Below are 21736 nucleotides of genomic sequence, written 5' to 3'. Positions count from 1 at the left end.
CCGGCAGTCTCAGAGATCGGCCAGCACGGCCCCCGGGTTCTCGATCGCATCGGCGACGTAGCGCAGGAAACCGCCGGCGGTTCCGCCGTCGCACACACGGTGGTCGAAGGTGAGCGTCAGCTCGGTGACCTTGCGGACGGCAAGCTCCCCGTTGACCACCCACGGCTTGTCGATGATGCGTCCGACGCCGAGGATGCCCACCTCGGGGTGGTTGATGATTGCCGCGGAACCGTCCACGCCGAAGACGCCGTAGTTGTTCAGCGTGAAAGTGCCGCTGCCCAGCTCCGCAGGCGTGGCTTTACCGTCGCGGACGACGGCGGTGAGCCGCCGGATCTCCGCATCCAGTTCCCGGGCGCTGAGTTTGTCCGCATTCCGCACGGAGGGGACCATCAAACCCCGGTCCGTCTGCGCCGCAAACCCCAGGTTGACGCCGTCGAAGGCCACGATTTCCTGGCTGGCCCCGCCCGTGGTGTCCTCGGTGGTGACGATCCGGGTGTTCAGCTCCGGGAACTTCTTGAGCCCGGCGGTGACGAACCGGGCAATGAACGCCAGCAGCCCCGGGGCGTGGTGCGGATCCGTCTTCTTCAACGCGGCACGAAGCTCCACGAGCGCCGTGGCGTCCACGTCCACCCACACGGTGGCTTCGGGAATCTCGGAACGGCTGCGGCTCATGTTCGCGGCCACGGCCTTGCGCACGCCCCGGACCGGGGTGCGCCCGGAAATGCCCAGCCCGGTCCGCGCATCGGTGCCACCGGCGGCGGGGTGCGCCGTTTCCGCCGGCTGCGCCGCGGGTCGCCCAGCTGCCGGAGCCGGCTTGATCAGGGCCTCGACGTCGCGGCGCATGATCAGCCCGCTCGTCCCGGAACCCTGCAGCTCCCCTAAATCAACCCCATGGTCCCGCGCCATCCGCCGGACCAGCGGAGAAATCACGGCCCCCAGCTTCCCCGGAACCCGCGTCCGCATCAGCAAGAGATCGTCCGCAGCCTTCTCCGCCGCAGACACCTGAGCCACAGGCTCGGCCAATACGGCCCGCTTAGGTGCCCGCGTCCGCCGAGCAACCCCGTGCCCGCCCGGAGTCCCATACCCAATCAGCACATTCCCGGACCCGGCTTTCTCCTCCTCGCGGTAAACCTCGGCAGCTACTGCGGCCGGCGAGTCGGCAACAACGGCCGGTGAGTCGACAGCGCTACCAGCCGACGCAGGCAATGCCGCCCCGGGAGTGGCATCTAAGGCACCGGACGAGGGACCCGATGCGAGCTTGCGAGCATTGGGAAGTCCGGGGCCGCTGTCGGAGCCGGACGGCATGCTGCTTGCAGCAATGCCGTCCGGCGAAGGGGCGGGGGCGGCATTGCCTGTGGCGGCGCCACTGGCGGCATCATCCGCGCCGGCCTCCCGGGCACCCGTACCGGGGGCCCCACCGCCGGACACGGAGACACCAACAGGAGTCACAGAAATCAGCGGCTTGCCGACGTCGAGCGTCTGGCCGGGCTCGCCGTGCAGCACGGCGACGGTGCCGGCATACGGCGAGGGGACCTCGACCATGGACTTGGCCGTCTCCACCTCGGCGATCGGCTGGTCAACGCGGATCTCGTCACCCACGGCTACGAGCCAGCTGACGAGCTCGGCTTCGGTGAGGCCTTCGCCGAGGTCCGGCAGGAGGAATACTTTCGGTTCGGTCATGGTCAGTCTTCCCACTGGAGGTCGTCAACGGCGTCGAGGATGCGGTCCACGCCGGGCAGGTAGTAGTGCTCGAGTTTCGGCGCCGGGTACGGCACGTCGAAGCCGGTGACGCGGCGGATCGGCGCGGCCAGGTGGTGGAAGCAGCGTTCCTGGACCCGGGCCACGATCTCGGAGGCCACGGAGGCGAAGCCGTGGGCTTCGGCGATGACGACGGCGCGGCCGGTTTTGCGGACCGAGGCGCAGACGGTCTCGTCGTCGAACGGCACGATCGAGCGGACGTCGATCACCTCAAGTGAGCGGCCCTCCTCGGCGGCGGCGGCCGCGGCAGCGAGCGCCGTCGGGACGGACGGGCCGTAGGCGATCAGCGTGGCGTCGGTGCCGGGACGGGCGACGGCGGCGCGGCCCTCGGAGGAGGTCCCGCGTTCGGCGTTCGCGGCGTGCTCGGCCCGCAGCGCGTCCAGGTCCACCTGGTCCTTGGACCAGTACAGCTTCTTGGGCTCCATGAACATCACCGGGTCATCCGAGTCGATGGCTTCGCGGAGCATCCGGTAGCCGTCGGCCACGGTGGCCGGGGTGAAGACCTTGAGGCCAGCGGTGTGGGCGTAGTAGGCCTCGGAGGAGTCGCAGTGGTGCTCCACTCCCCCGATGCCGCCGGCGTACGGGACGCGGATGACGATCGGCAGCTTCACGGTGCCTTTGGTGCGGTTGTGCATCTTGGCGACGTGGCTGACGATCTGTTCGAACGCCGGGTAGGCGAAGGCGTCGAACTGCATCTCGATGACCGGGCGCATGCCGTTCATGGCCATGCCCACGGCCATGCCGACAATGCCGGATTCGGCCAGCGGGGTGTCGAAGCAGCGGCTCTGCCCGAAGGTCTTGGTGAGCCCGTCGGTGATGCGGAAGACGCCGCCAAGCATGCCGACGTCCTCGCCGAAGACCAGGACCGAGGCATCGGCGTGCATGGCGTCGGCCATGGCGGTGTTCAGCGCCTTGGCCAGGGTGATGGTCTGCGGGCCGGTCTTTTCGGCTTCAACGGCGGCCTTGGCTGCGGCCCGGGCCGTGGCGGCACTGACGTTGTTGTTCGCCTCGGAGGAGGTGGTGACGGTGGGGCTCATTGTGCGGACTCCTCGGAAGTCGTAGCGGAGGCGGCGTCGCGTGCCAGTTCGTCGGCGAGCATGGCGGACTGTTCCTTCAGCTGCGGGGTCGGGGCGGAGAAGACGTACTTGAAGAGGTCCTGGGGATCTACGGGGACATCCTCGCCCAGGCCCTCGCGCAGCTGCGCGGCTACGGTTTCGGCCTTTTCCGCGATCCGGGCGGCGCCGTCGTTGTCGAGCAGTCCGCGCTCCGTCAGGTAGGTTTTCATCCGGCTCAGCGGATCCTTGGCGACCCATTCGGCCACCTCGCTGTCCTGCCGGTAACGGGTGGCGTCGTCGGCGTTGGTGTGGGCCTGCATCCGGTAGGTGTGCGCTTCCACCAGGAGCGGGCCGGAACCGTCGCGGGCCAGTTTCACGGCCCGGCCGAGTACGGCCAGGAGCGCAACAATGTCGTTGCCGTCCACGCGTTCGCCGGCCATGCCGTAGCCGACGGCCTTGTGCGCGAGCGACGGCGCGACCGACTGGTGCGCGAGCGGCACGGAGATGGCGTACTGGTTGTTCTGGACGAAGAAGACCACCGGGAGGTGGAACACGGCGGCAAAGTTCAGCGCCTCGTGGAAGTCGCCCTCGCTGGTGGCGCCGTCGCCGCACATGGCCAGGACAACGGTGTCCTCGCCGCGGAGTTTGGCCGCGTGGGCGACGCCGACGGCGTGGAGCAGTTGGGTGGTCAGCGGCGTGCACTGGATGCCGACCTTGTGCTTGGCGGGGTCGTAGCCGCCGTGCCAGTCGCCACGGAACAGCGTCATGGTCTGGACCGGGTCCACGCCGCGGGCCATCACGGCCACCGAGTCGCGGTAGGTGGGGAACATCCAGTCCCCGTCGGAGAGGCAGAGCGCCGCCGCGACCTGGCAGGCCTCCTGGCCGTGACTGGAGGGGTAGACGGCCATCCGGCCTTGGCGGACCAGCGCGGAGTTTTGGTCGTTGACGCGGCGGCCGACGACTAGCTGCTCGTAGGCGGCCATCAGTTCCGCGTCCCCCGGGAGGCCGTATTCGTGGCCGGGCTGGGCGCCCTGCTCCGTGTGCGCGTTCGGCGCGCCGTCGGGTCCCACGATCTGGATCGGGTGCCGGGCGGGAAGCATGTAGTCCTCGACCGTGATGCCGAACTTGCGCACGGCCTCGCTGGCGGGATTTTCCGTCGCGGCGGAGGCCGCTTGCCCGGGGGTCGGCTGCTGCGCGGCCACAGGCTGCTGCGCAGGGTGGTCTGCGGAGATCGTCATTGGTCCGTCTTTCTGTAGCCACTATTCGCTCCCAGTATGGTCCCGGGGACCGTTTCGTATCCACCCCCGGGCGGAATCATGGAGAAGTCCCGGATTTTGCCCTAACCTGAAAGACAAAACGTAAATGTGAGCTGGATTACCGGCGGAGGTTGTGGACAAATGGCAGAGGCGGAAGCGGACCAGGCGGTACCGCTCGACGACGTGGACCGGAACATCATCGCCGAGCTGACCCGTGACGGCCGGATGTCCGTGACCCAGGTGGCCGAGAATGTCCACATTTCCCGCGCCCACGCGTACACCCGGATTGCCCGGCTGACCGGCGAGGGGGTCCTTACCAAGTTCACGGCGCTCGTGGATCCGATCAAGGCCGGGCTGAAGTCATCCGCCTACGTGACGCTGAAGGTGCGCCAGCATTCCTGGCGGGAGCTTCGGGAACTGCTCCGCGCGATTCCCGAGGTGCACCACATCGCCCTGGTGGGCGGTGACTTCGACGTCATTCTGCTGGTCCGCGCCGTGGACAACGTGGACCTGCGCCGGGTGATCTTCGACCAGCTGCAGTCCATGCCCGGGGTCCTGGACACGCAGACGTTCCTGGTGTTCGAGGACCTGGATACGAGATAGCCGCCCCGGGCCGCAAGGTACTCCGGTCAGTTCACGAAACCCTTGAGCCAGATCTTGAGTTCTTCGCCGAACTCAACGCGCTCGCAGGCGATGGTGATGACGGCCTTCAGGTAGCTGAGCTTGTCTCCGGTGTCATAGCGCCGGCCCTTGAAGACCACGCCGTAGACGCCGGAACCTTCGCCCTCACCGACGGCCAGGGACTGCAGCGCATCCGTCAGCTGGATCTCGCCGCCGCGCCCCGGCGGGGTGTCCTCCAGGACGCCGAAAACAGACGGGTGCAGCACGTAGCGGCCGATCACGGCAAGGTTCGAGGGCGCCTCGCCGGCGGCCGGCTTCTCAACCAGGCTGTTCACCCGGACGAACTCCTCGCCCTCGATGGCCGTAATGTCCGCGCATCCGTAAGCGCTGATCTGCGAAGGATCCACCTCGATCAGGGCAATCACCGATCCACCCGTCTTCTGCTGCACCTCCATCATGGTGGTGAGCAGGTCCTCTGCTTCATCTATCAGGTCATCGCCCAAGAGGACGGCAAACGGCTCGTCGCCCACATGCTGGCTGGCGCACAGCACAGCGTGCCCCAGGCCCTTGGCCTCTCCCTGCCGGACGTAGTGGATGGGTCCGAGGGCGGAGGCCTCGTGAACCGCGGCCAGGCGCTCCGTGTCGCCCTTGAGCTCCAGCGTCCGCTCGAGCCCGGGCGCCCGGTCAAAGTGGTCCTCCAACGCGCGCTTCTGCCGCCCCGTAATCATCAGCAGGTCCGTGAGCCCGGCCCTGACAGCCTCTTCGACCACGTACTGGATGGCCGGCTGGTCCACCACAGGCAGCATTTCCTTAGGCATCGCCTTCGTTGCCGGCAGGAAACGGGTGCCCAGTCCAGCGGCAGGAATGACAGCCTTAGTTACAGATTTCCCCAAAGTCATAACCGAACATTACAAGCGCGTTCCGGAAATGAGAATGCTTCGTAGCAAAGACGAGTACTAGCGCAGCCAGGGCTTGGTAAGGCGCAGGAGCGGCTATCTGCCCTTGAAAACCGGGGCGCGCTTCTCCTGGAAGGCCAGGAAACCCTCGGCGTAGTCCTCGCTCTTGCAGAGGCGGGCCTGCTCGGCGTTCTCCTCCTCCATAGCCTCCCAGAGGCCAAGGCGCTGGTCGCGGATATGTGCCACCAGTTCCTTGCTGGCGTTGAACGCTTCGGTGGCGCCGGCGGCCACCCTGGCGACGATGGCCCGGGTGTTCTCCAGCAGCTCCTCCGCTGGCATGGCGCGGCTGAACAGTCCCTGCGCCACCGCCTCGGCGCCGCTCATGAGCTCCGCGGTGTAGATCAAATCGAGGGTGCGGTGCATCCCAAGCCGTTCGGTGAAGTACCAGTGCCCGCCGGAGTCCAGCGTGGCGCCGAGCTTGGCGAAAGGGGAACCGAACTTGGCCGTGTCCGCGACGTAGACCACGTCCGTGGCCAGCAGCAGCCCGAGCCCCACCCCCAGGCAGGCGCCCTGCGCCGCCGCGAAAGTGGGTGCCGGGAAGGAGCTCATCTTCTTCAGCAGCGGCTGGACGAGTCCGCCCAGGTACGCCTGGGCGTCGTCGCTCTCCGGAGTCACGCCGGCGATGTCCCTGCCCGCGCAGAAGGCACGGCCCTCGCCGCGCAGCAGCAGTGCCCGCACCTCCCCGCGCGCGGCGGCGTCGGCGGCGTCGTCGTACGCCTGTGCCAAATCCTGCAGCGCCTGCTCGTCCAGCGAGTTCAGCTTCTGCGGCGCGTCCAGGACAACCTCGGCGATGCCGTCGGCGATGGTCAGGGAAATCATGCGGCTCCTTGGATGGGTGAAGGCTTAGACGTCGAAGTCGACGGTGACTTCGGCGGTGGTGGGATGGGACTGGCAGGTCAGCACGTAGCCCTTGTCCAGTTCGTCCTGCTCCAGCGCGTAGTTCTCGTCCATCGTGACCGAGCCGCTGACCACCTTGGCGCGGCAGGTGCCGCAGACGCCGCCGGCGCACGCGAAGGGGACGTCCGGCCGGACCCGCAGGGCCGCGTTGAGGATCGATTCGCGGGCGTGTGTGGGGCTGGCGACCTCGCCCTGCAGTCCGTCGAGCTTGAAGGTGATCTTGTACGTCTCTTTGGACTCGTCCGCGATCACCGGCCGGCCGATGTTGCCCTCGGGGCGGTCCGGTTTGCCGGAGCTGAACAGCTCGAAGCGGACGTGTTCCGGCTCCACGCCCCGGGCCGCAAGGGTGTCGCGGCACAGCTGGACGAGCTCGAACGGTCCGCAGAGGAACCATTCGTCGACGTCGTCGGCGTGGATCGCGGTGCCCAGCAGCGCCTGGAGCTTTTCGGCGTCGATCCGGCCGCTGAGCAGCGGCGCGATCCGCTGTTCGCGCGAGAGCACATGGTGCAGCGCCAGGCGCGACGGGTACTTGTCCTTGAGGTCCGCGAGTTCCTCAAGGAACATCACGTCCATGGCGGCCTTGTTGGCGTAGATCAAGTCAAAGCGGGTATCCGGGTGGGCAGCGAGCAGCGTCCGGGCGATCGCGATCACGGGAGTGATGCCGGATCCGGCGGCGATCGCGACAAACGATCCGGGCTCCCCCGCCAGCTCTTCCGGATGGTTCATGGAGTTCATGACGTTCTGTTCCACGGGCTTGCCGTCGCGGCCGTGCTTGGACACAAAGGCGCCCATCGGGCTCATCACGTCCAGGACGTCGCCGGCCTTGAGCTCGGAGTTGGCCCAGGTGGAGAAAAGGCCGCCGAGGTCCTTCTTGATGGCCACACGGATTTCGCTGCTGCCGTCCGCGAAGCTGCGCGGCTCCGCGCAGATCGAGTAGCTGCGGCGGATTTCCTTCGGCTCGCCGGACTCGTCCAGAAGGGTGGTTCGCAGGGCGACGTACTGGCCCGGGAGGTAATCGAACTGGCCGGCCAGTTCAGCCGGAACGCCGAAGGTCACCTCGATGGCGTCATCGGTGAGCCGGCGGACTTCGTCCACCGTCAGGGCGTGGAAGGACGCACGACGGCGGCCGGTGGCTGCGGCCGACTCGGCGGCGGTCTGGCGGACAACAGTCATGGAGGCACCTGTTCCTTACAAAACTTTGAAGTAGTCGAACGGTTCCTTGCAGTCCTGGCAGACGTACAGCGCCTTGCAGGACGTGGAACCGAAGCGGGTGAGTTCCTTGGTGTTCAGCGATGAACACTGCGGGCATTTGACGGCGAGGGACAGGCGGATCGGCCCGGCGTGCCGGACGGCGTTGGAGTGGCCGGAAGGCGGGGCGATCCCGTACTGCTCCAGCTTGGCCTTGCCGGACTCGCTCATCCAGTCCGTGGTCCATGCCGGGGAGAGAACCAGCTCAACGTTGACGCTGGGATAGCCCTCCCGGTTGAAGGCGGTCACGAGGTCGTCGCGAATGGCGTCCATGGCAGGGCAGCCCGAGTAGGTGGGCGTGATGGTGACTTGCACGGCCGGGACCATGCCGCCGTCGTCTGCGTTTGGTTCCTTCGTCACCCGGACGTTGCGAAGGATCCCGAGGTCCTCGATGGTGAGGACGGGGATTTCCGGGTCGCAGACCGTGGCGGCGACGTCCCAGGCTTTCTGATCCGCAGTCTTCTGGTCTGCGGTCTTCTGCTGCCCGGGTGCCATGGAATCGGCCGTGGGGTGGCTGACGTACATGTCCGGCATGGTTACCAGCTCGCTCCGGGGAATTCGCGTGCCAGGACCTGCATTTCGGAGAGGAGGTAGCCCAGGTGTTCCGAGTGGAGTCCGCGGCGGCCGCCGCCCGGTGCGGGCTGGACCTGCGGGACTTCCAGTTCCGCTTCCGCGAGCACCGCGCCGGTGAGGCGGTCGAAGTCGGCGCGCAGGCTGGAGGGCTCGACGGCGGCACCGGACTCGCTGAGGCGGTGGGTAAGCTCATCGTCGCGGAACAGCTCGTCGACGTAGGGCCAGATGACCTTGAAGCCGTGGATCATCCGCTGGCGGGACTCGTCCGTGCCGAGGGCCAGGCGCAGCACCCACTGGGCGCTGTGGTCGCGGTGGTAGTCCACTTCCTTGACGGCCTTCGCCGCAATGCCGGCCAGGGTGGCGTCGGTGGAGTCGACCAGCCGGCGGTACAGCTCGAACTGGTAGTAGCTCACGACGAACTGCCGGGCGATCGTGACCGCGAAGTCCCCGTTCGGGATTTCGAAAATCTCGACAGACCGGAACTCAGGCTCGCGGCGGAAGTACGCCAGATCGTCCTCGCTGCGGCCGTCAAATCCGCCGGCGTAGCTGAGGAAGGAGCGTGCATGGCCCAGCTGGTCCAGGGCGATGTTGCCCAGGGCGATGTCCTCTTCGAGCTCCGGCGCACGGGAGATCCAGTGGCCCAGGCGCTGGGCCAGGACCAGGGCGTCGTCGCCCAGGCGGAGGGCGAATTCGGCGGCGTCTTCGCTGGGCTTGGCGGTGCCGCGGCTGACGGCCAGGGCAATGTCCTCCGGGCGGAGGGCATTTCCGGGGGTGATCCGGGTGGCGCTGGCCATGCCGTCGCCGCCGGCTCCTGCCCCGGTGACGCCGACGGAGATGTCCCCGTGGCCCGCGTCGTGGGCGTTTGCTTCAGTCGTTGCTTCGGGGGTGCTCACAGGTGCTTCACGCCTTCGCTCTTGGTGTAGTACGTCGCGTGCCGGTAATCCTTGCCCTGCGGCGACTCGAAGAAGGAGCCCTTTGAATCCGGGTCGCTTGAGGCGATGGCGTCGGCGGGGACCACCCAGATGGACACGCCCTCATTGCGGCGGGTGTAAAGGTCCCGCGCGTTGCGCAGGGCCATCGCGGCGTCCGGGGCATGCAGGGATCCGGCGTGGACGTGGGAGAGGCCGCGGCTGGAGCGGACGAAGACTTCCCAGATGGGCCAGACGTTGCCTGCGTGGGGTTCGGGGGTTGTCATGCTGCGGATTCCTTCTCTGCGTGCTTTTTGGCCTGCTTTTCCGCGTAGGCGGCGGCGGCTTCGCGTACCCAGGCACCGTTCTCGTGGGCTTCGCGGCGTCGTTCCAGGCGCTGGGCGTTGCACGGTCCGCGGCCGGCCAGGACTTCGTGGAACTCATCCCAGTCCAGCGGGCCATGCTCCCATTTCTTGGTTTCTTCGTTGAAACGGATGTCCTTGTCCGGGAGGGTGAGTCCCAGGACCTTGACCTGCTCCATCATCATGCCGACGAAACGGTTGCGGAGCTCGTCGTTGCTGAAGCGCTTGATGTTCCAGGCCATGGACTGCTTGGAGTTGGGGGAATCGTCATCCGGCGGGCCGAACATCATCAGGGCCGGGGCGTACCAGCGGTTCACGGCGTCCTGCGCCATCTGCTTCTGCTCGGGGGTGCCGTTCGAGAGTTCGAGCAGGATTTCGAAGCCCTGCCGCTGGTGGAAGGACTCCTCCTTGCAGACGCGGACCATCGCGCGGCCATAGGGGCCGAAGGAGGCCCGGCAGAGCGGCACCTGGTTGGCAATCGCAGCGCCGTCGACCATCCATCCGATGGCACCCATATCCGCCCAGGTCCGGGCCGGGTAGTTGAAGATGGAGGAGTACTTGGCCTTGCCGTCCATCAGGTCCTGCATCATCTGGTCGCGCGGCTGGCCAAGGGTCTCGGCGGCGGAATAGAGATAGAGGCCGTGACCGGCCTCGTCCTGGACCTTGGCCATCAGGATGGCCTTGCGCTTGAGGCTCGGGGCGCGGGAGATCCAGTTGGCCTCGGGCTGCATGCCGATGATCTCCGAGTGCGCATGCTGCGAGATCTGGCGCAGCAGGGTCTTGCGATAGGCCGGCGGCATCCAGTCACGGGGTTCGATCCGGGAGTCCTCCGCCATGACTTTGTCGAAGTAGGCCTGCCCCTCGGCATCACGGCGGGCCGCGTCCTCCGGGCTCATTTCATGCCGCGTTTCGTGCCGTGCCGGCGATGGCTCGGCGGGCACTGACTGCAGGGTCTGCGATGCCATGGTTGCTCCTATGCATTTCCGATAAATAATTACCGACCGTTCGTTCAGGATATGCGGAAGGCGGGAAGGGAGTCAAGCACCGCGGCGCTGGCCGCGGCAGCCGACACGCGGGGCACCGGCGGCCCGGAGGAGACGGACCAGCCATGGCCGCCGGTGATATTGTCCGGTCATGGCAACGCCGGAAGCAGCAGAACCACCAGCAGCACCACCCCCGCCACCGACGGGCCGGCGGCGCCGCCGGATCCTGTTCGCCGCCCTGGGGCTGCTGCTGACCGCCGGCATTGCCGCGGCGGCCTTCCTGATGACACCGCGGACGGAGAACGCGGCCCCGCCGCAGACCCCGGCCCCGAGCGCCACACCAACGGCGACCAAGAAGCCCAAGCCCACCCCGCCGCCGGAGCCTCCGCCCACCGCGCTGAACATCCTGCTGGTCGGCAGCGACAGCCGGGTCAACCAGCGGGGCGCGGCCGCTGCGGGCAAGCCGTCGACCCAACTGGCGGACAGCATCGTGTTCGTGCACATCCCTGCCAACCGGAAGCAGGCGTACGGCATCTCCCTGATGCGTGACCTGTGGGTGGACATCCCCGGCCACGGCCAAGCCAAGATCAACTCAAGCCTGCTGCTGGGCGGCCTCCCCCTGGTGACGCGGACCGTCGAGTCCCTGCTGGGCCAGCACGTCAACCACACCGTCATGGTCGATTTCCAGACTTTCGCCGCCCTGACGGACGCAGTCGGCGGCGTCGACGTTAATGTGAAGCTGCCCTTTGAGTCGACCATCGACCCGGGGGTCAGGTTTCCGGCCGGAGTGAACCGGCTCAACGGCGCCCGGGCCCTGGACTTCGTTCGCGAACGCAAAGCGTTCGTCGACGGCGACTACCAGCGCGTCCGCAATCAACAGACCTTCCTCAAGGCCGTGCTGACCAAGGTCGTCAAGCAGGGCGCAACCGACCGCGCCACCGCCCGCAAACTGGCGACCACTGCACTGCCCCGCATCACGGTGACCCCGGGACTGACCTTGGACGCCCTGGCACGCCTGGCGTTCAGCTTCCACACCACCCCGGCCAACGGCGCCGTGTTCTTCACGCTGCCGACGGCGGGGGTCGGAACCAGTGCGGACGGGCAATCCATTGTGCTCGAGGATCCCGCCGCCACCGCGGAGATCGCTGCGGCCCTCCGCGCCAACAAGCTCAGCAACTACGTGGCCGCCCATAAACTGCAAAACGGCAACTGACCGGCGCGGGGGTTGGGTAGATTGGGTCCATGACGCAGACTCCCGTGCAGCCTTCCCCGCAGCCCCCCGTCGCCAAGAAGGTCCCTGCCCCCCGCACCCACCACGGCGACGTGTTCGAGGACGACTACGAGTGGCTGCGGGACAAGGAATCCGCCGAGGTCGTGGAACTCCTGAAGGCCGAAAACGCGTACCAGGAAGCCGTGACCGCCCACCAGGAACCGCTGCGCGAGGCCATCTTCCAGGAAATCAAGGGACGCACCCAGGAGACCGACCTCTCCGTGCCGAACCGCAAGGACGGTTGGTGGTACTACACCCGCTCGGTCGAGGGCAAGGAATATGGCATCCAGTGCCGCGTCCGCGCGCAGGACAGCGGCGACCGCGTGGCGGACTGGACTCCCCCCGCCGTCGAGGTCGGCGTCGAAATCCCGGGCGAGGAAGTTCTCCTGGACGGCAACATTGAGGCCGAAGGCAAGCCGTTCTTCGCCGTCGGCGGCTCCGCGGTCACCATCGACGGGAACCTGTATGCCTACGCCGTGGACAACGCCGGCGACGAGCGGTTCACCCTGCGCATCAAGGACCTCCGCAGCGGCGAACTGCTCCCGGACGTGATCGAGAACGTCTTTTACGGCATCTCCTTCTCCCCCGACGGCAGCCGGATCTTCTACACCGTGGTGGACGCGTCGTGGCGCCCGTACCAGGTGAAGTCCCACGTCCTGGGCACGCCCGTCAGCGAGGACGACGTGATCTACCAGGAGGACGACGTCGCCCTGTGGCTCGGCTTCGAGCTCTCCGCGGACCGCCGGCACCTGGTCCTGGGCATCGGCTGCTCCGAGTTCAGCGAAACCCGCCTGCTGCGCTTCGATGACCCCGATGCCGGGCTGACAACCGTTATTTCCCGCGACGAGCGCATCCTGTACGAGGCCGAACCGTTCCTGCTGACCGGCCCGGACGGCGACAAGTCCGAAACCATCCTGCTGACCCACAACAAGGACGCCATCAACTCGATGGTCTCGCTCGTGGACCCGGCCGAACTCGCCAAGCCCGCCGCCGAGCAGCACTGGCTTACGGTTGTCGCGCATTCCGACCAGGTGCGCGTCAATGGCGCCGGCGTCACCTCCACCCATCTGGTGCTGTCCATCCGCAAGGACACGATCGAACGGGTGCAGGTCCTCCCGCTGGCGGGCCTCGGCACCCCGGACCAGGGCGCACCCGTGGAGCCGGCCTTTGACGAGGAGCTGTACACCGCCGGGGTGGCCGGCTCCGACTATGAGGCCCCCGTCATCCGGATGGGCTACACCTCCTACTTCACGCCCTCGCGGGTCTACGACTTTGTGCTCCCGACGGCGGAAGCGCCCCCCGGCGAGCTGCTGCTGCGCAAGGAGAGCCCAGTGCTGGGCGGCTACTCGTCCGCCGACTACGTCGCAACCCGGGAATGGGCGGTGGCGTCCGACGGGACCCGCATCCCGCTCTCGGTCCTCCGACACGCCTCGGTGCGGCAGGATTCGACCGCGGCCGGGCTGGTCTACGGCTACGGCTCCTACGAACTGAGCATGGACCCGGGCTTCGGCATTCCCCGGCTCTCGCTGCTGGACCGCGGCATCGTGTTCGTGATCGCGCACGTCCGCGGCGGCGGCGAGCTGGGCCGGCACTGGTACGACGACGGCAAGAAGCTGCACAAGAAGAACACCTTCACCGACTTCATTGCGGCCACCGACTGGCTCGCCGGATCCGGCTGGGTGGACCCGGCCCGGATTGCGGCGATGGGCGGCTCCGCCGGCGGCCTGCTGATGGGCGCCGTGGCCAACCTAGCGCCGGAAAAGTACGCGGCGATTGTCGCAGCCGTCCCGTTCGTGGATGCCCTGACCACCATCCTTGACCCGGAACTGCCGCTCTCCGCCCTGGAGTGGGAGGAATGGGGCAACCCGATCACGGACCCGGACGTGTACGCGTACATGAAGTCCTACACGCCGTACGAGAACGTCCGGGCGGCGGCGTACCCCAAGATCGCGGCCGTCACCTCGTTCAATGACACGCGGGTGCTCTACGTGGAACCGGCCAAGTGGGTGCAGCGGCTGCGCGAGGTGAACACCGGCAGCGAGCCGATCGTGATGAAGATCGAGATGGAGGGCGGCCACGGCGGCGCCTCCGGCCGCTACGTGCAGTGGAAAGAGCGCGCCTGGGACTACGCCTTCGTCGCGGACTCCCTCGGCGCCACGGAACTGCTGCCCGGCGCCGGGCTGAAGTAGGCGTCGCCTCTCCCCGTCGGCCGCTCCGTAACCGCCGTTTGAGCCTTCAAAAGGGCCGTTACGGAGCAACCGACGGAATATCCAGCCTCCCGTGTACCCAAATTTGATCATCATGCTTACTATTGACCTGCACTAGGCACGTAGTTGGAGACACTGCTCACTGGGGGCAGCAGGAAACCGTGCCGGAACTGGAGTCATTCGTGAGCACTGAACAAGCTATGAGCGGGCTGTCCGACGAGGAACTGATGGCCGAGGGCGCCACCGCCCTGCCGGACAAGGAAGTTGCCTCGGTCCTGGATCTGAACGCCGACCTCAATCTGGGCATCGAGGCCGCCGCGCCGATCGACCTCGCCGTCGCTGCCAACGCCAACGTCGCGGCCCCGATCGACGCCGCCGCATCGGCGAACATCCTCTCCGCTGGCTCGGAGGCGCAGGCCCTCTCCGACCAGGGCGTCATCATCGACCAGGGCATCACCGCCGACGCCAACGCCACCTCCGTCCAGGACAGCGGCATCGACCAGGCCGCCGACTCCACCGCACCCACCGCCGCCGGCGATGCCGGTACGGCCGCTCCCACGGCCGACGGCGGCACCACCGCGACGGTCGATGCCGGAGGGGTGCTTCCGGACGGAACTGTGGACGGCGCTGTTGGCGACGCCACGGGCGTCCTTCCGGACGGCACGGCACCCGACCTGGGCGGCGCCGTGGACGGCGCCGTGGGCGGAGCAACCGGAGCACTCAACGGCAACCTGCTGAACGTCGACGTCAACCTCGACGCCAACGCCGGCATCACCGCGCCGATCAACGGTGCGGTGGCCGCCAACGCCAACGTTGCGGCACCGATCGATGCCGCCGTCGCCGCCAACATCGGCTCGATCGACAGCAACGCGTTCGCCGTGTCGCAGCAGGATGCGATCATCACCCAGAACATCGAGGGCGAGGCAACGGCCTCGGCTGACCAGCAGTCGAACATCCAGCAGTAGCAACTAGATGACTACCTTGCATGGCGGGCCGTCCGCGCAGGACGGCCCGCCGGTCTCTGCCGCCCCGGGCACCCTGCCGCCTCCGGCCCTGGCCGACGGCGTCCAGCTGATCGGCGAGACGAAGGGCTCCGGCTACAAGCAGGCCCCGTCGTTGGTCCGGCGTGCCGACGGCCAGACGATCCAGCTGACTCGCCTGCTCTACTTGGTGCTCGAGGCCATCGACGGCCGCCGCAGCCTGGAGGAGATCGCGCAGCACGCCGGCAGCGCCTACGGCAAGCCAGTCAATGCGGGGAACGTCCAGACACTGATCGACTCCCAACTGCTCCCCCTGGGCCTCCTGCGGCTGGCCGACGGCTCGCAACCCGAAGTCAAGAAGTCCAACCCGCTCCTGGGCATGCGCTTCCGGTACTCCGTGACGGACCCGGAACGCACGCGGAAACTTACCGCCCCCTTCGCCACACTCTTCAACCCGCTGATCGTCGTGGCCGTGACCGCCGCCTTCCTGGCGACCTGCTGGTGGGTGCTGATGGTCAAGGGGCTCGCCTCGGCCACCCATGAGGCCTTTGCCAATCCGGGTCTGGTGCTGCTGATCCTGCTGGTCACGGTACTGTCGGCCGGCTTCCACGAATTCGGGCATGCCGCCGCGGCCCGCCGCGGAGGGGCCACGCCGGGCGCCATGGGCACCGGTCTGTACCTGATGTGGCCGGCGTTCTACACCGACGTCACGGATTCGTACCGGCTGGGCCGCGCCGGCCGGATCCGCACCGACCTGGGCGGCCTGTACTTCAACGCCATCGTGGCTGTGGCCATCATGGGTGTCTGGTGGGCCACCGGTTTCGACGCCCTGCTGCTGGTGGTGGTCACCCAGATCCTGCAAATGGTCCGGCAGCTGATGCCGATGGTCCGGTTCGACGGGTACCACATCCTCGCTGACGCCACCGGAGTCCCGGACCTCTTCCAGCGGATCAAGCCGACCCTGCTGGCGTTAATTCCCTGGCGCAAAACCGATCCCGAGGCCCGGCTCCTCAAGCCCTGGGCCCGGGCCGTGGTCACCGTTTGGGTGCTCGTCACCGTGCCCTTGCTGCTCTTCAGCCTGGTCACCATGGTGCTTACCCTGCCGCGGATCCTCGGCACCGCTTGGGACAACGGTTGGAAGCAGCAGGCCATGCTCTCGCACAGCGCCGCCTCGGGCGATTTTGCCGATGCTGCCGTGCGGGGGCTTGCGATCATCTGCATTGCGCTGCCGGTCCTGGGCATCTTCTATATCCTGCTGCGCCTGGGCCGGCAGTTCGTGACCGGCCTCTGGCAGCGGACCCGCGGCAAGGCACTGCAGCGCGGCGTCGCCATGGCCGCCATCGCAGCTGTCACAGCGGGCCTCGCCTGGGCCTGGTGGCCCGGCGCCGAGACCTACCGCCCGGTCCAGCCCTACGAACGCGGCACCCTCAGCGACATCACCACGGCCGTGTTCCCCGCCGCCTCGACCAAGGCGATGAAGGAAGGCCAGGCCGGCCGTACCGTGGCGCTCTGGCCGGCCGGCGCGAAGAAGCCCACCCGCGAGGACCCACAGCTGAGCATGGTGTTGGTACCCCGGGAAGGGTCTGCCCCAGCCGGCGGATCCGGCACCACGACGGCGGCCCCGTCCTGGGTGTTCCCCTTCGACAAACCGGCCGCACCGGAAGAGGGCGGCAACCAGTCGCTGGCCGTCAACACCACAGACGGTTCGGTCGTGTACGACGTCGCCTTCGCATTGGTGTGGGCCGACGACGGCGAAGACGTCCGCAACACCAACGAGGCGTATGCCTTCGCCAGCTGCAAGGACTGCGCCGCCGTGGCAGTCGGTTTCCAGGTGGTGCTGATCGTGGGCCAGGCGGATGTGGTCGTGCCGGAGAACCTCTCCGCCGCCGCCAACTACAACTGCCTCAGGTGCCTCACCTACGCCCTGGCCAGCCAGTTGGTCCTCACGCTGGACGGGCCGCTGAGCCCGGACGGCATGTCCAGGCTCACCGCGCTGTGGCAGCAGATCGCGGAGTACGGGCGGAACCTGCAGAACGTTCCGCTCTCGGAGATCCAGGGCAAGCTGAACGGGTTCAAGGAACAGATCATGGAGATCGTCCGGACGGACCCCAGCGCCACCCCGGGCGGGGCTGGCACGCCGACGGCGCCGGCAACGGCTTCGCCGGGCGCCACCCCCGGGGCCACACCCTCGCCGTCGCCTGCCACGACGGACCAGCCCGGCCCGGGTGCAACCGTCCCGCCCGCACCGGACGCCACGCTCGACCCGGAGCCCAGCCAGCCTGTGGACGGCGCCACCGAGCCGGCCCCCGCGCCGGTTCCCGGCGAAGACACCGCCTCGCCCGCCACCACGACGTCGGCTCCGCCGGCCCCGTAGGCCGCCGTCGGGAGTTGTCGGCCGCCGTCGTTGACGCTCCAGCCCAGTTCATGGCTGCATGAACCTGGCCGGGATCAGACGAGCCGCGGGACCTCGGGGGCCGCCGGAGTCCGGGGGCTGCGGGTACGGGAACAACTGGGCGGGAGCGTCGGGAGCTGTCGGCCGGAGCAATCGCCGGGTTGTAAGGGCCCGCGCACCTACCCAGGCTGGCGGGCCTGCCACTCCTCGGCGAGCATCGCGTAGACCACCTCGGTGGCCCACTGGCCCTTGTAGTGCCACTTGTCCACCTGGGTGGACTCCAGCCGCATGCCTAGGCGCTCACACAGGGCTGCGGAGGCGGTGTTCAAGGCATCCAGCTTGGCGTCGATCCGGTGGAAGCCAAGGTCCTCGAAACCCAGCTTCAGCATCGCCTGCGCAGCTTCGGCCGCGTAGCCTTTTCCGCGGGCTTCCGGCGCCAGGCTCCAGCCGACCTCGGCCTGGCCGCAGCCGGGGAGCCACTTGAGCACCACCTCGCCCAGCAGTCCCGGCGAGTCGGCAGCCTCGATTGCCAGCGCCACCCAGTCGCCCTCCTTTTCGAAGACGAAGTTGGCGTACTTACCCACGTACTCCATCGACTGCGTGTAGCTCTTGGCATCCCGCGGGAGGAAGCGGGCGGTTTCCGGCAGCGAGTGGTAGGCGTGGAAGGCGTCCAGGTCCCCGGCCTCGAAGCGGCGCAGCACCAACCGCCGAGTGCGGAGGGGAAGCCGGAAGGAAAGGTTCGGTTCGGTCATGCCCCCAGCCTAGGACCCGTTCCCCGCCGGTTGCTCGCCGCCGGCCCGCTCCCCTCGCAAGCTCGGTCAGGGAACCCTGCCGGCGTGGGCCCAGCAGTGCCGTTTTGAGCCGCCAGAAGGGCGGTTACTGAGCAACCGATGAGCGGGCGACGACGGCGGCGGTCGCCTCCGCGATCGCGCGTTCCTCGTCGGTGGGCACCACCAGCACCGGCAGGGCCGACTCGGGCGTGGAAATCACCCGGGGTTCCTTGGACCGCTCTCGGTTCAGCCCGGCGTCGAGCTCCACGCCGAGAGCCCCCAGCCGTTCCGCAACCAGGCTCCGGAACTGGTGCGAGTTTTCGCCGATCCCGGCGGTGAAGACCAGGGCCTTCGCGCCGCCGACGGCCACGTGGTAGCCGCCGATGTACTTGGCCAGCCGGTAGGAGGCCACCGCGAGGGCCATGGCGGACTTGGCGTCGCCGGCTTCGGCCGCCTCGACGACGGAGCGCATGTCGTTGTTCCCCGCGAGGCCCTTGAGCCCGGACTGGCGGTTCAGCATGGAATCGAGGTCCTCGGCGGACCAGCCGGCCCGGCCCAGGAACACCAGGATCGACGGGTCCAGGTCGCCGGAGCGGGTGCCCATCACGAGGCCCTCCAGCGGGGTGAAGCCCATCGAGGTGTCGATGGACTTGCCGCCGCGGATGGCAGTGACCGAGGCGCCGTTGCCGAGGTGCGCGATGACGGCGTCGAATTCGTCCACCGGCAGGTCCAGCAGCGCCGCGGCCCGGTGCGCCACATACTCGTGCGAGGTGCCGTGGAAGCCGTAGCGCCGGATGCCGTGGTTGGTGTAAAGCTCGTCCGGCACGGCGTAGCGCCAGGCGTGTTCGGGCAGGGTGCGGTGGAAGGCGGTATCGAAGACGGCCACCTGCGGCAGCTCCGGCCACTTCTTCGCGATCGCGCGGATGCCGAGGACGTTGGCCGGGTTGTGCAGCGGCGCCAGCGGGTTCAGCCGTTCGATGGCGCGGGTGATCTCGTTATTGACCAGCACGGGCTCGGCGAAACGCTCACCGCCGTGCACCACACGGTGGCCCACGGCGTCGAGCGGCCGGTCACCCAGTGCCTCGTGGATCGCCCCGTCCACTTGTTCCAGGGCCTCCGCGTGGTCGCGGGGGCCCTCAATCTCGCCGTCGCCGTCACCGCCGTTGCCCATCCCGATCTTCTCGACCAGCCCCTCGGCAAGGACGCTGCCCGCTTCGACGTCGCGGACCTGGTACTTGAGCGAGGATGAGCCGGAGTTGATGACGAGAACGAGCATGGGGCCTCCTAAGCCTTGGCTTCGACGGGCTGTACGGTTGCGTGTCCGGCGGCCGGCGCGGCGGCCTGTCCCGTGGCCGGCTGGGCCGACTGGGCCTGGATCGCGGTGATGGCGACGGTGTTCAGGATGTCATCCACCGTGCAGCCGCGGGACAGGTCGTTGACCGGTTTGCGGAGCCCCTGCAGCACGGGCCCGACGGCGACCGCACCGGAGGACTGCTGGACCGCCTTGTAGGTGTTGTTGCCGGTGTTCAGGTCCGGGAAGATGAAGACCGTCGCCTGGCCGGCCACGGACGAGCCGGGCATCTTGGACTCGGCGATGGCGGCGTCGACGGCGGCGTCGTACTGGATGGGGCCCTCCACCGCGAGGTCCGGGCGCCGCTGGCGCACGAGTTCGGTGGCCTGGCGGACGGCGTCGACCGCTTCGCCTGCCCCGGAACCGCCGGTGGAGTAGGAGAGCATGGCAACGCGCGGTTCGACGCCGAACTGGGCCGCGGTTTCGGCCGAGGCCAGGGCGATGTCCGCGAGCTGCTCCACATTGGGCTCGGGGTTGACCGCGCAGTCACCGTAGACCAGCACCCGGTCCGGCATCAGCATCAGGAACACGGAGGAGACGATCTTGACGCCCTCGCGGGTCTTCACGAACTCCAGCGCCGGGCGGATCGTGTGTGCCGTCGTGTGCGCGGCGCCGGAGACCATGCCGTCCACCACGCCGAGCTGGACCATCATGGTGCCGAAATAGCTTTCGTCCTGCATCACCTCGAGTGCCTTCGCCAGGTCCACGCCCTTGTGCGCGCGCAGCTCCGCGTATTTCTGCGCGAAACCCTGGCGCAGCTCGGAGGTGGCCGGGTCCACGATGTTGATTCCGGCGAGGTCGATCCCCTGGGTGGCGGCAAGTTCGCGCACGTCCGCCTCCCGGCCCAGCACGGTGAGCTCGCAGACGTCCCGGCGGTGCAGGATCTCCGCGGCCCGGAGGATCCGGACGTCCGTGCCCTCCGGCAGGACGATGTGGCGGCGCTGCGAACGGGCCCGTTCGATCAGGTCATGCAGGAAGCGCAGCGGCGTCATCCGCTCCGGCCGCGGCAGATGCAGCCGCTCCAGCAGTTCCGCCTCGTCCACGCGTTTGGCCCACAGGCCCAGCGCTGACGCCACCTTGCGGCGGTGGCCGGACCAGATTTCGCTGCGCACCTCGGAGACGCGTTTGGCGGTCACGTAGGTGTCGTCCGGGGCGGCGAAGATCGGGAACGGGGCCTGCGCCAGGAGCGAGTAGATAGTGGGGTCCGGGGCCAGTCCGCCGGTCAGGATCAGCGCCGACGGCACCGGGAATTCCGGCGAGAAGGAGGAGGCCAGGCAGGCCACCAGCACGTCCGCCCGGTCGCCCGGAACGATCACCAGCGCGCCGTCGTCGAGCACGTGCAGGAAGTTGGCCACGTTCATGGCCGCGACCTTGACCGAGTGCACATCGCGTTCCAGGTCCGGCAAGCCGGCCACCTGGCCGATGCCCAGCGCGGCGGCCACCTCGCCGGTGGTGGGCCGCGCGATGTCCTCCAGTTCGGGGAAGACGTATACCGGTCGGCCGGAGGCGCCCGGGCGGACCGCCGCGGCGATTGCCTCCAGGTCCTCGGGATTGGCACGGTTGACCATGATGGCCAGCAGGGTGCACCGCTCGGCCAGGAGTTCCTTGCGGGCCACCTCGACGGCGTCCGCGGTTTCGGCCACCGTGCGGCCCTTCGCCCCGACGACGGCGACCATCGGCGCCGCGAGGTTGTTGGCGAGCCGGGCGTTGAGGTCGAATTCGACGGCGGCGTCCTGGCCGGTCAGGTCCGTGCCCTCGATGATCACCACGTCGCAGTGCCGGGACATCTCCGCGAAGATCTCGACGCAGCGCGAGTCGATCTCCTCGCGGTTTCCCTCCGCGAGCAGGCCCCGGACCTCGGCGAAGGTCAGACCGCTGCGGCAGCGGTCGTCGTCGAGGTCGAAGCGGGACTTCATCAGCGCAACCATCGGGTCCGCGTCGGCGCGGCCGTGGACCACGGGCTTGAAGAAGCCGATGCGGTCCGCGTGCCGGTGCAGGGTGTCTGCCAGGCCCAGAGCAATGAGCGACTTCCCGGATCCCGGCGTCGTCGCGCTGACATATATTCCTTTGGCCATGTGTCCCAGCATACTTACACCCCTTGACAGCAGGCACCCGGATGGGATTACCTAATGAACATTCGGTAAATAAA

Annotated in this window: 18 protein-coding genes; 5 read left to right on the top strand and 13 right to left on the bottom strand. The window is 68.1% G+C overall.

What is annotated here, in order from left to right:
- Nucleotides 1-9: 9 nt before the first annotated feature.
- Genes AC1DBD_RS01915 through pdhA form a run of 3 tightly spaced genes read right to left on the bottom strand, consistent with a single transcriptional unit; the run spans nt 10 to nt 4051 of the window.
- On the bottom strand, nt 10-1680 hold the full coding sequence (locus tag AC1DBD_RS01915; RefSeq protein ID WP_476981311.1) for a dihydrolipoamide acetyltransferase family protein: 1671 nt from the start codon (nt 1678-1680) through the stop codon (nt 10-12).
- A 2-nt stretch (nt 1681-1682) separates the two neighbouring features.
- Nucleotides 1683-2795, bottom strand: a complete 1113-nt coding sequence (locus tag AC1DBD_RS01910; RefSeq protein ID WP_441416885.1) for an alpha-ketoacid dehydrogenase subunit beta — start codon at nt 2793-2795, stop codon at nt 1683-1685.
- Nucleotides 2792-4051: a pyruvate dehydrogenase (acetyl-transferring) E1 component subunit alpha gene (pdhA, locus tag AC1DBD_RS01905; protein ID WP_476981310.1), complete on the bottom strand. Its 1260-nt coding sequence runs from the start codon at nt 4049-4051 to the stop codon at nt 2792-2794. The genes AC1DBD_RS01910 and pdhA overlap by 4 nt, the downstream gene beginning before the upstream one ends.
- 159 nt (nt 4052-4210) lie before the next feature.
- Here pdhA and AC1DBD_RS01900 point away from each other — a divergent pair, with 159 nt between their 5' ends.
- The gene (locus AC1DBD_RS01900; protein ID WP_441416883.1) at nt 4211-4672 is read left to right on the top strand and encodes an Lrp/AsnC family transcriptional regulator; all 462 of its coding nucleotides are present in this window, start codon (nt 4211-4213) and stop codon (nt 4670-4672) included.
- Nucleotides 4673-4698: 26 nt separating this feature from the next.
- On the opposite strand, the gene galU is transcribed toward AC1DBD_RS01900, so the two are convergent.
- The 7 genes from galU to paaA form a co-directional block, all read right to left on the bottom strand.
- Nucleotides 4699-5589, bottom strand: coding sequence for a UTP--glucose-1-phosphate uridylyltransferase GalU (gene galU / locus AC1DBD_RS01895; protein ID WP_441416882.1), 891 nt, complete (start codon nt 5587-5589; stop codon nt 4699-4701).
- 93 nt (nt 5590-5682) lie between these two features.
- Nucleotides 5683-6465, bottom strand: a complete 783-nt coding sequence (locus AC1DBD_RS01890; RefSeq protein WP_476981309.1) for an enoyl-CoA hydratase/isomerase family protein — start codon at nt 6463-6465, stop codon at nt 5683-5685.
- Between the two features lie 24 nt (nt 6466-6489).
- Complete coding sequence (paaE, locus tag AC1DBD_RS01885) at nt 6490-7716, bottom strand: 1,2-phenylacetyl-CoA epoxidase subunit PaaE (RefSeq protein ID WP_476981308.1); 1227 nt, start codon at nt 7714-7716, stop codon at nt 6490-6492.
- Nucleotides 7717-7731: 15 nt separating this feature from the next.
- Complete coding sequence (gene paaD / locus AC1DBD_RS01880) at nt 7732-8286, bottom strand: 1,2-phenylacetyl-CoA epoxidase subunit PaaD (RefSeq protein ID WP_476892289.1); 555 nt, start codon at nt 8284-8286, stop codon at nt 7732-7734.
- A 41-nt stretch (nt 8287-8327) separates the two neighbouring features.
- A complete protein-coding gene (paaC, locus tag AC1DBD_RS01875; RefSeq protein WP_441416879.1) occupies nt 8328-9257 on the bottom strand; it encodes a 1,2-phenylacetyl-CoA epoxidase subunit PaaC in 930 nt (309 codons plus the stop codon).
- Nucleotides 9254-9559, bottom strand: coding sequence for a 1,2-phenylacetyl-CoA epoxidase subunit PaaB (paaB, locus tag AC1DBD_RS01870; RefSeq protein WP_028265291.1), 306 nt, complete (start codon nt 9557-9559; stop codon nt 9254-9256). The genes paaC and paaB overlap by 4 nt, the downstream gene beginning before the upstream one ends.
- Nucleotides 9556-10599, bottom strand: coding sequence for a 1,2-phenylacetyl-CoA epoxidase subunit PaaA (paaA, locus tag AC1DBD_RS01865; protein ID WP_476892031.1), 1044 nt, complete (start codon nt 10597-10599; stop codon nt 9556-9558). Before paaA ends, paaB begins: the two co-directional genes overlap by 4 nt.
- Before the next feature lie 169 nt (nt 10600-10768).
- On the opposite strand from paaA, the gene AC1DBD_RS01860 reads away from it, so the two are divergent.
- From AC1DBD_RS01860 to AC1DBD_RS01845, 4 genes are all read left to right on the top strand, one after another.
- On the top strand, nt 10769-11830 hold the full coding sequence (locus AC1DBD_RS01860; RefSeq protein ID WP_476981307.1) for an LCP family protein: 1062 nt from the start codon (nt 10769-10771) through the stop codon (nt 11828-11830).
- A 29-nt stretch (nt 11831-11859) separates the two neighbouring features.
- Nucleotides 11860-14076, top strand: coding sequence for a S9 family peptidase (locus tag AC1DBD_RS01855; protein ID WP_476981306.1), 2217 nt, complete (start codon nt 11860-11862; stop codon nt 14074-14076).
- Nucleotides 14077-14294: 218 nt separating this feature from the next.
- The gene (locus AC1DBD_RS01850) at nt 14295-15059 is read left to right on the top strand and encodes a peptidoglycan-binding protein (protein WP_441417832.1); all 765 of its coding nucleotides are present in this window, start codon (nt 14295-14297) and stop codon (nt 15057-15059) included.
- Between the two features lie 7 nt (nt 15060-15066).
- The gene (locus tag AC1DBD_RS01845) at nt 15067-17448 is read left to right on the top strand and encodes a hypothetical protein (RefSeq protein WP_476981305.1); all 2382 of its coding nucleotides are present in this window, start codon (nt 15067-15069) and stop codon (nt 17446-17448) included.
- Nucleotides 17449-17645: 197 nt separating this feature from the next.
- On the opposite strand, the gene AC1DBD_RS01840 is transcribed toward AC1DBD_RS01845, so the two are convergent.
- From AC1DBD_RS01840 to pta, 3 genes are all read right to left on the bottom strand, one after another.
- Complete coding sequence (locus tag AC1DBD_RS01840; RefSeq protein WP_476981304.1) at nt 17646-18218, bottom strand: GNAT family N-acetyltransferase; 573 nt, start codon at nt 18216-18218, stop codon at nt 17646-17648.
- A gap of 124 nt (nt 18219-18342) precedes the next feature.
- Nucleotides 18343-19512 carry an acetate kinase gene (locus tag AC1DBD_RS01835; protein WP_441416873.1) on the bottom strand — a complete coding sequence of 390 codons (1170 nt, stop codon included), beginning with the start codon at nt 19510-19512 and terminating at the stop codon, nt 18343-18345.
- 8 nt (nt 19513-19520) lie between these two features.
- Entirely contained in the window at nt 19521-21662 is a 2142-nt protein-coding gene (gene pta / locus AC1DBD_RS01830; RefSeq protein ID WP_441416872.1) for a phosphate acetyltransferase, read from the bottom strand.
- Nucleotides 21663-21736: the final 74 nt, after the last annotated feature.

It is taken from the genome of Arthrobacter sp. 10T419 (genome assembly GCF_056394105.1).
The sequence above is the reverse complement of the archived record's forward strand: the minus strand, read 5'-3'. Positions and strand labels throughout refer to the sequence as shown.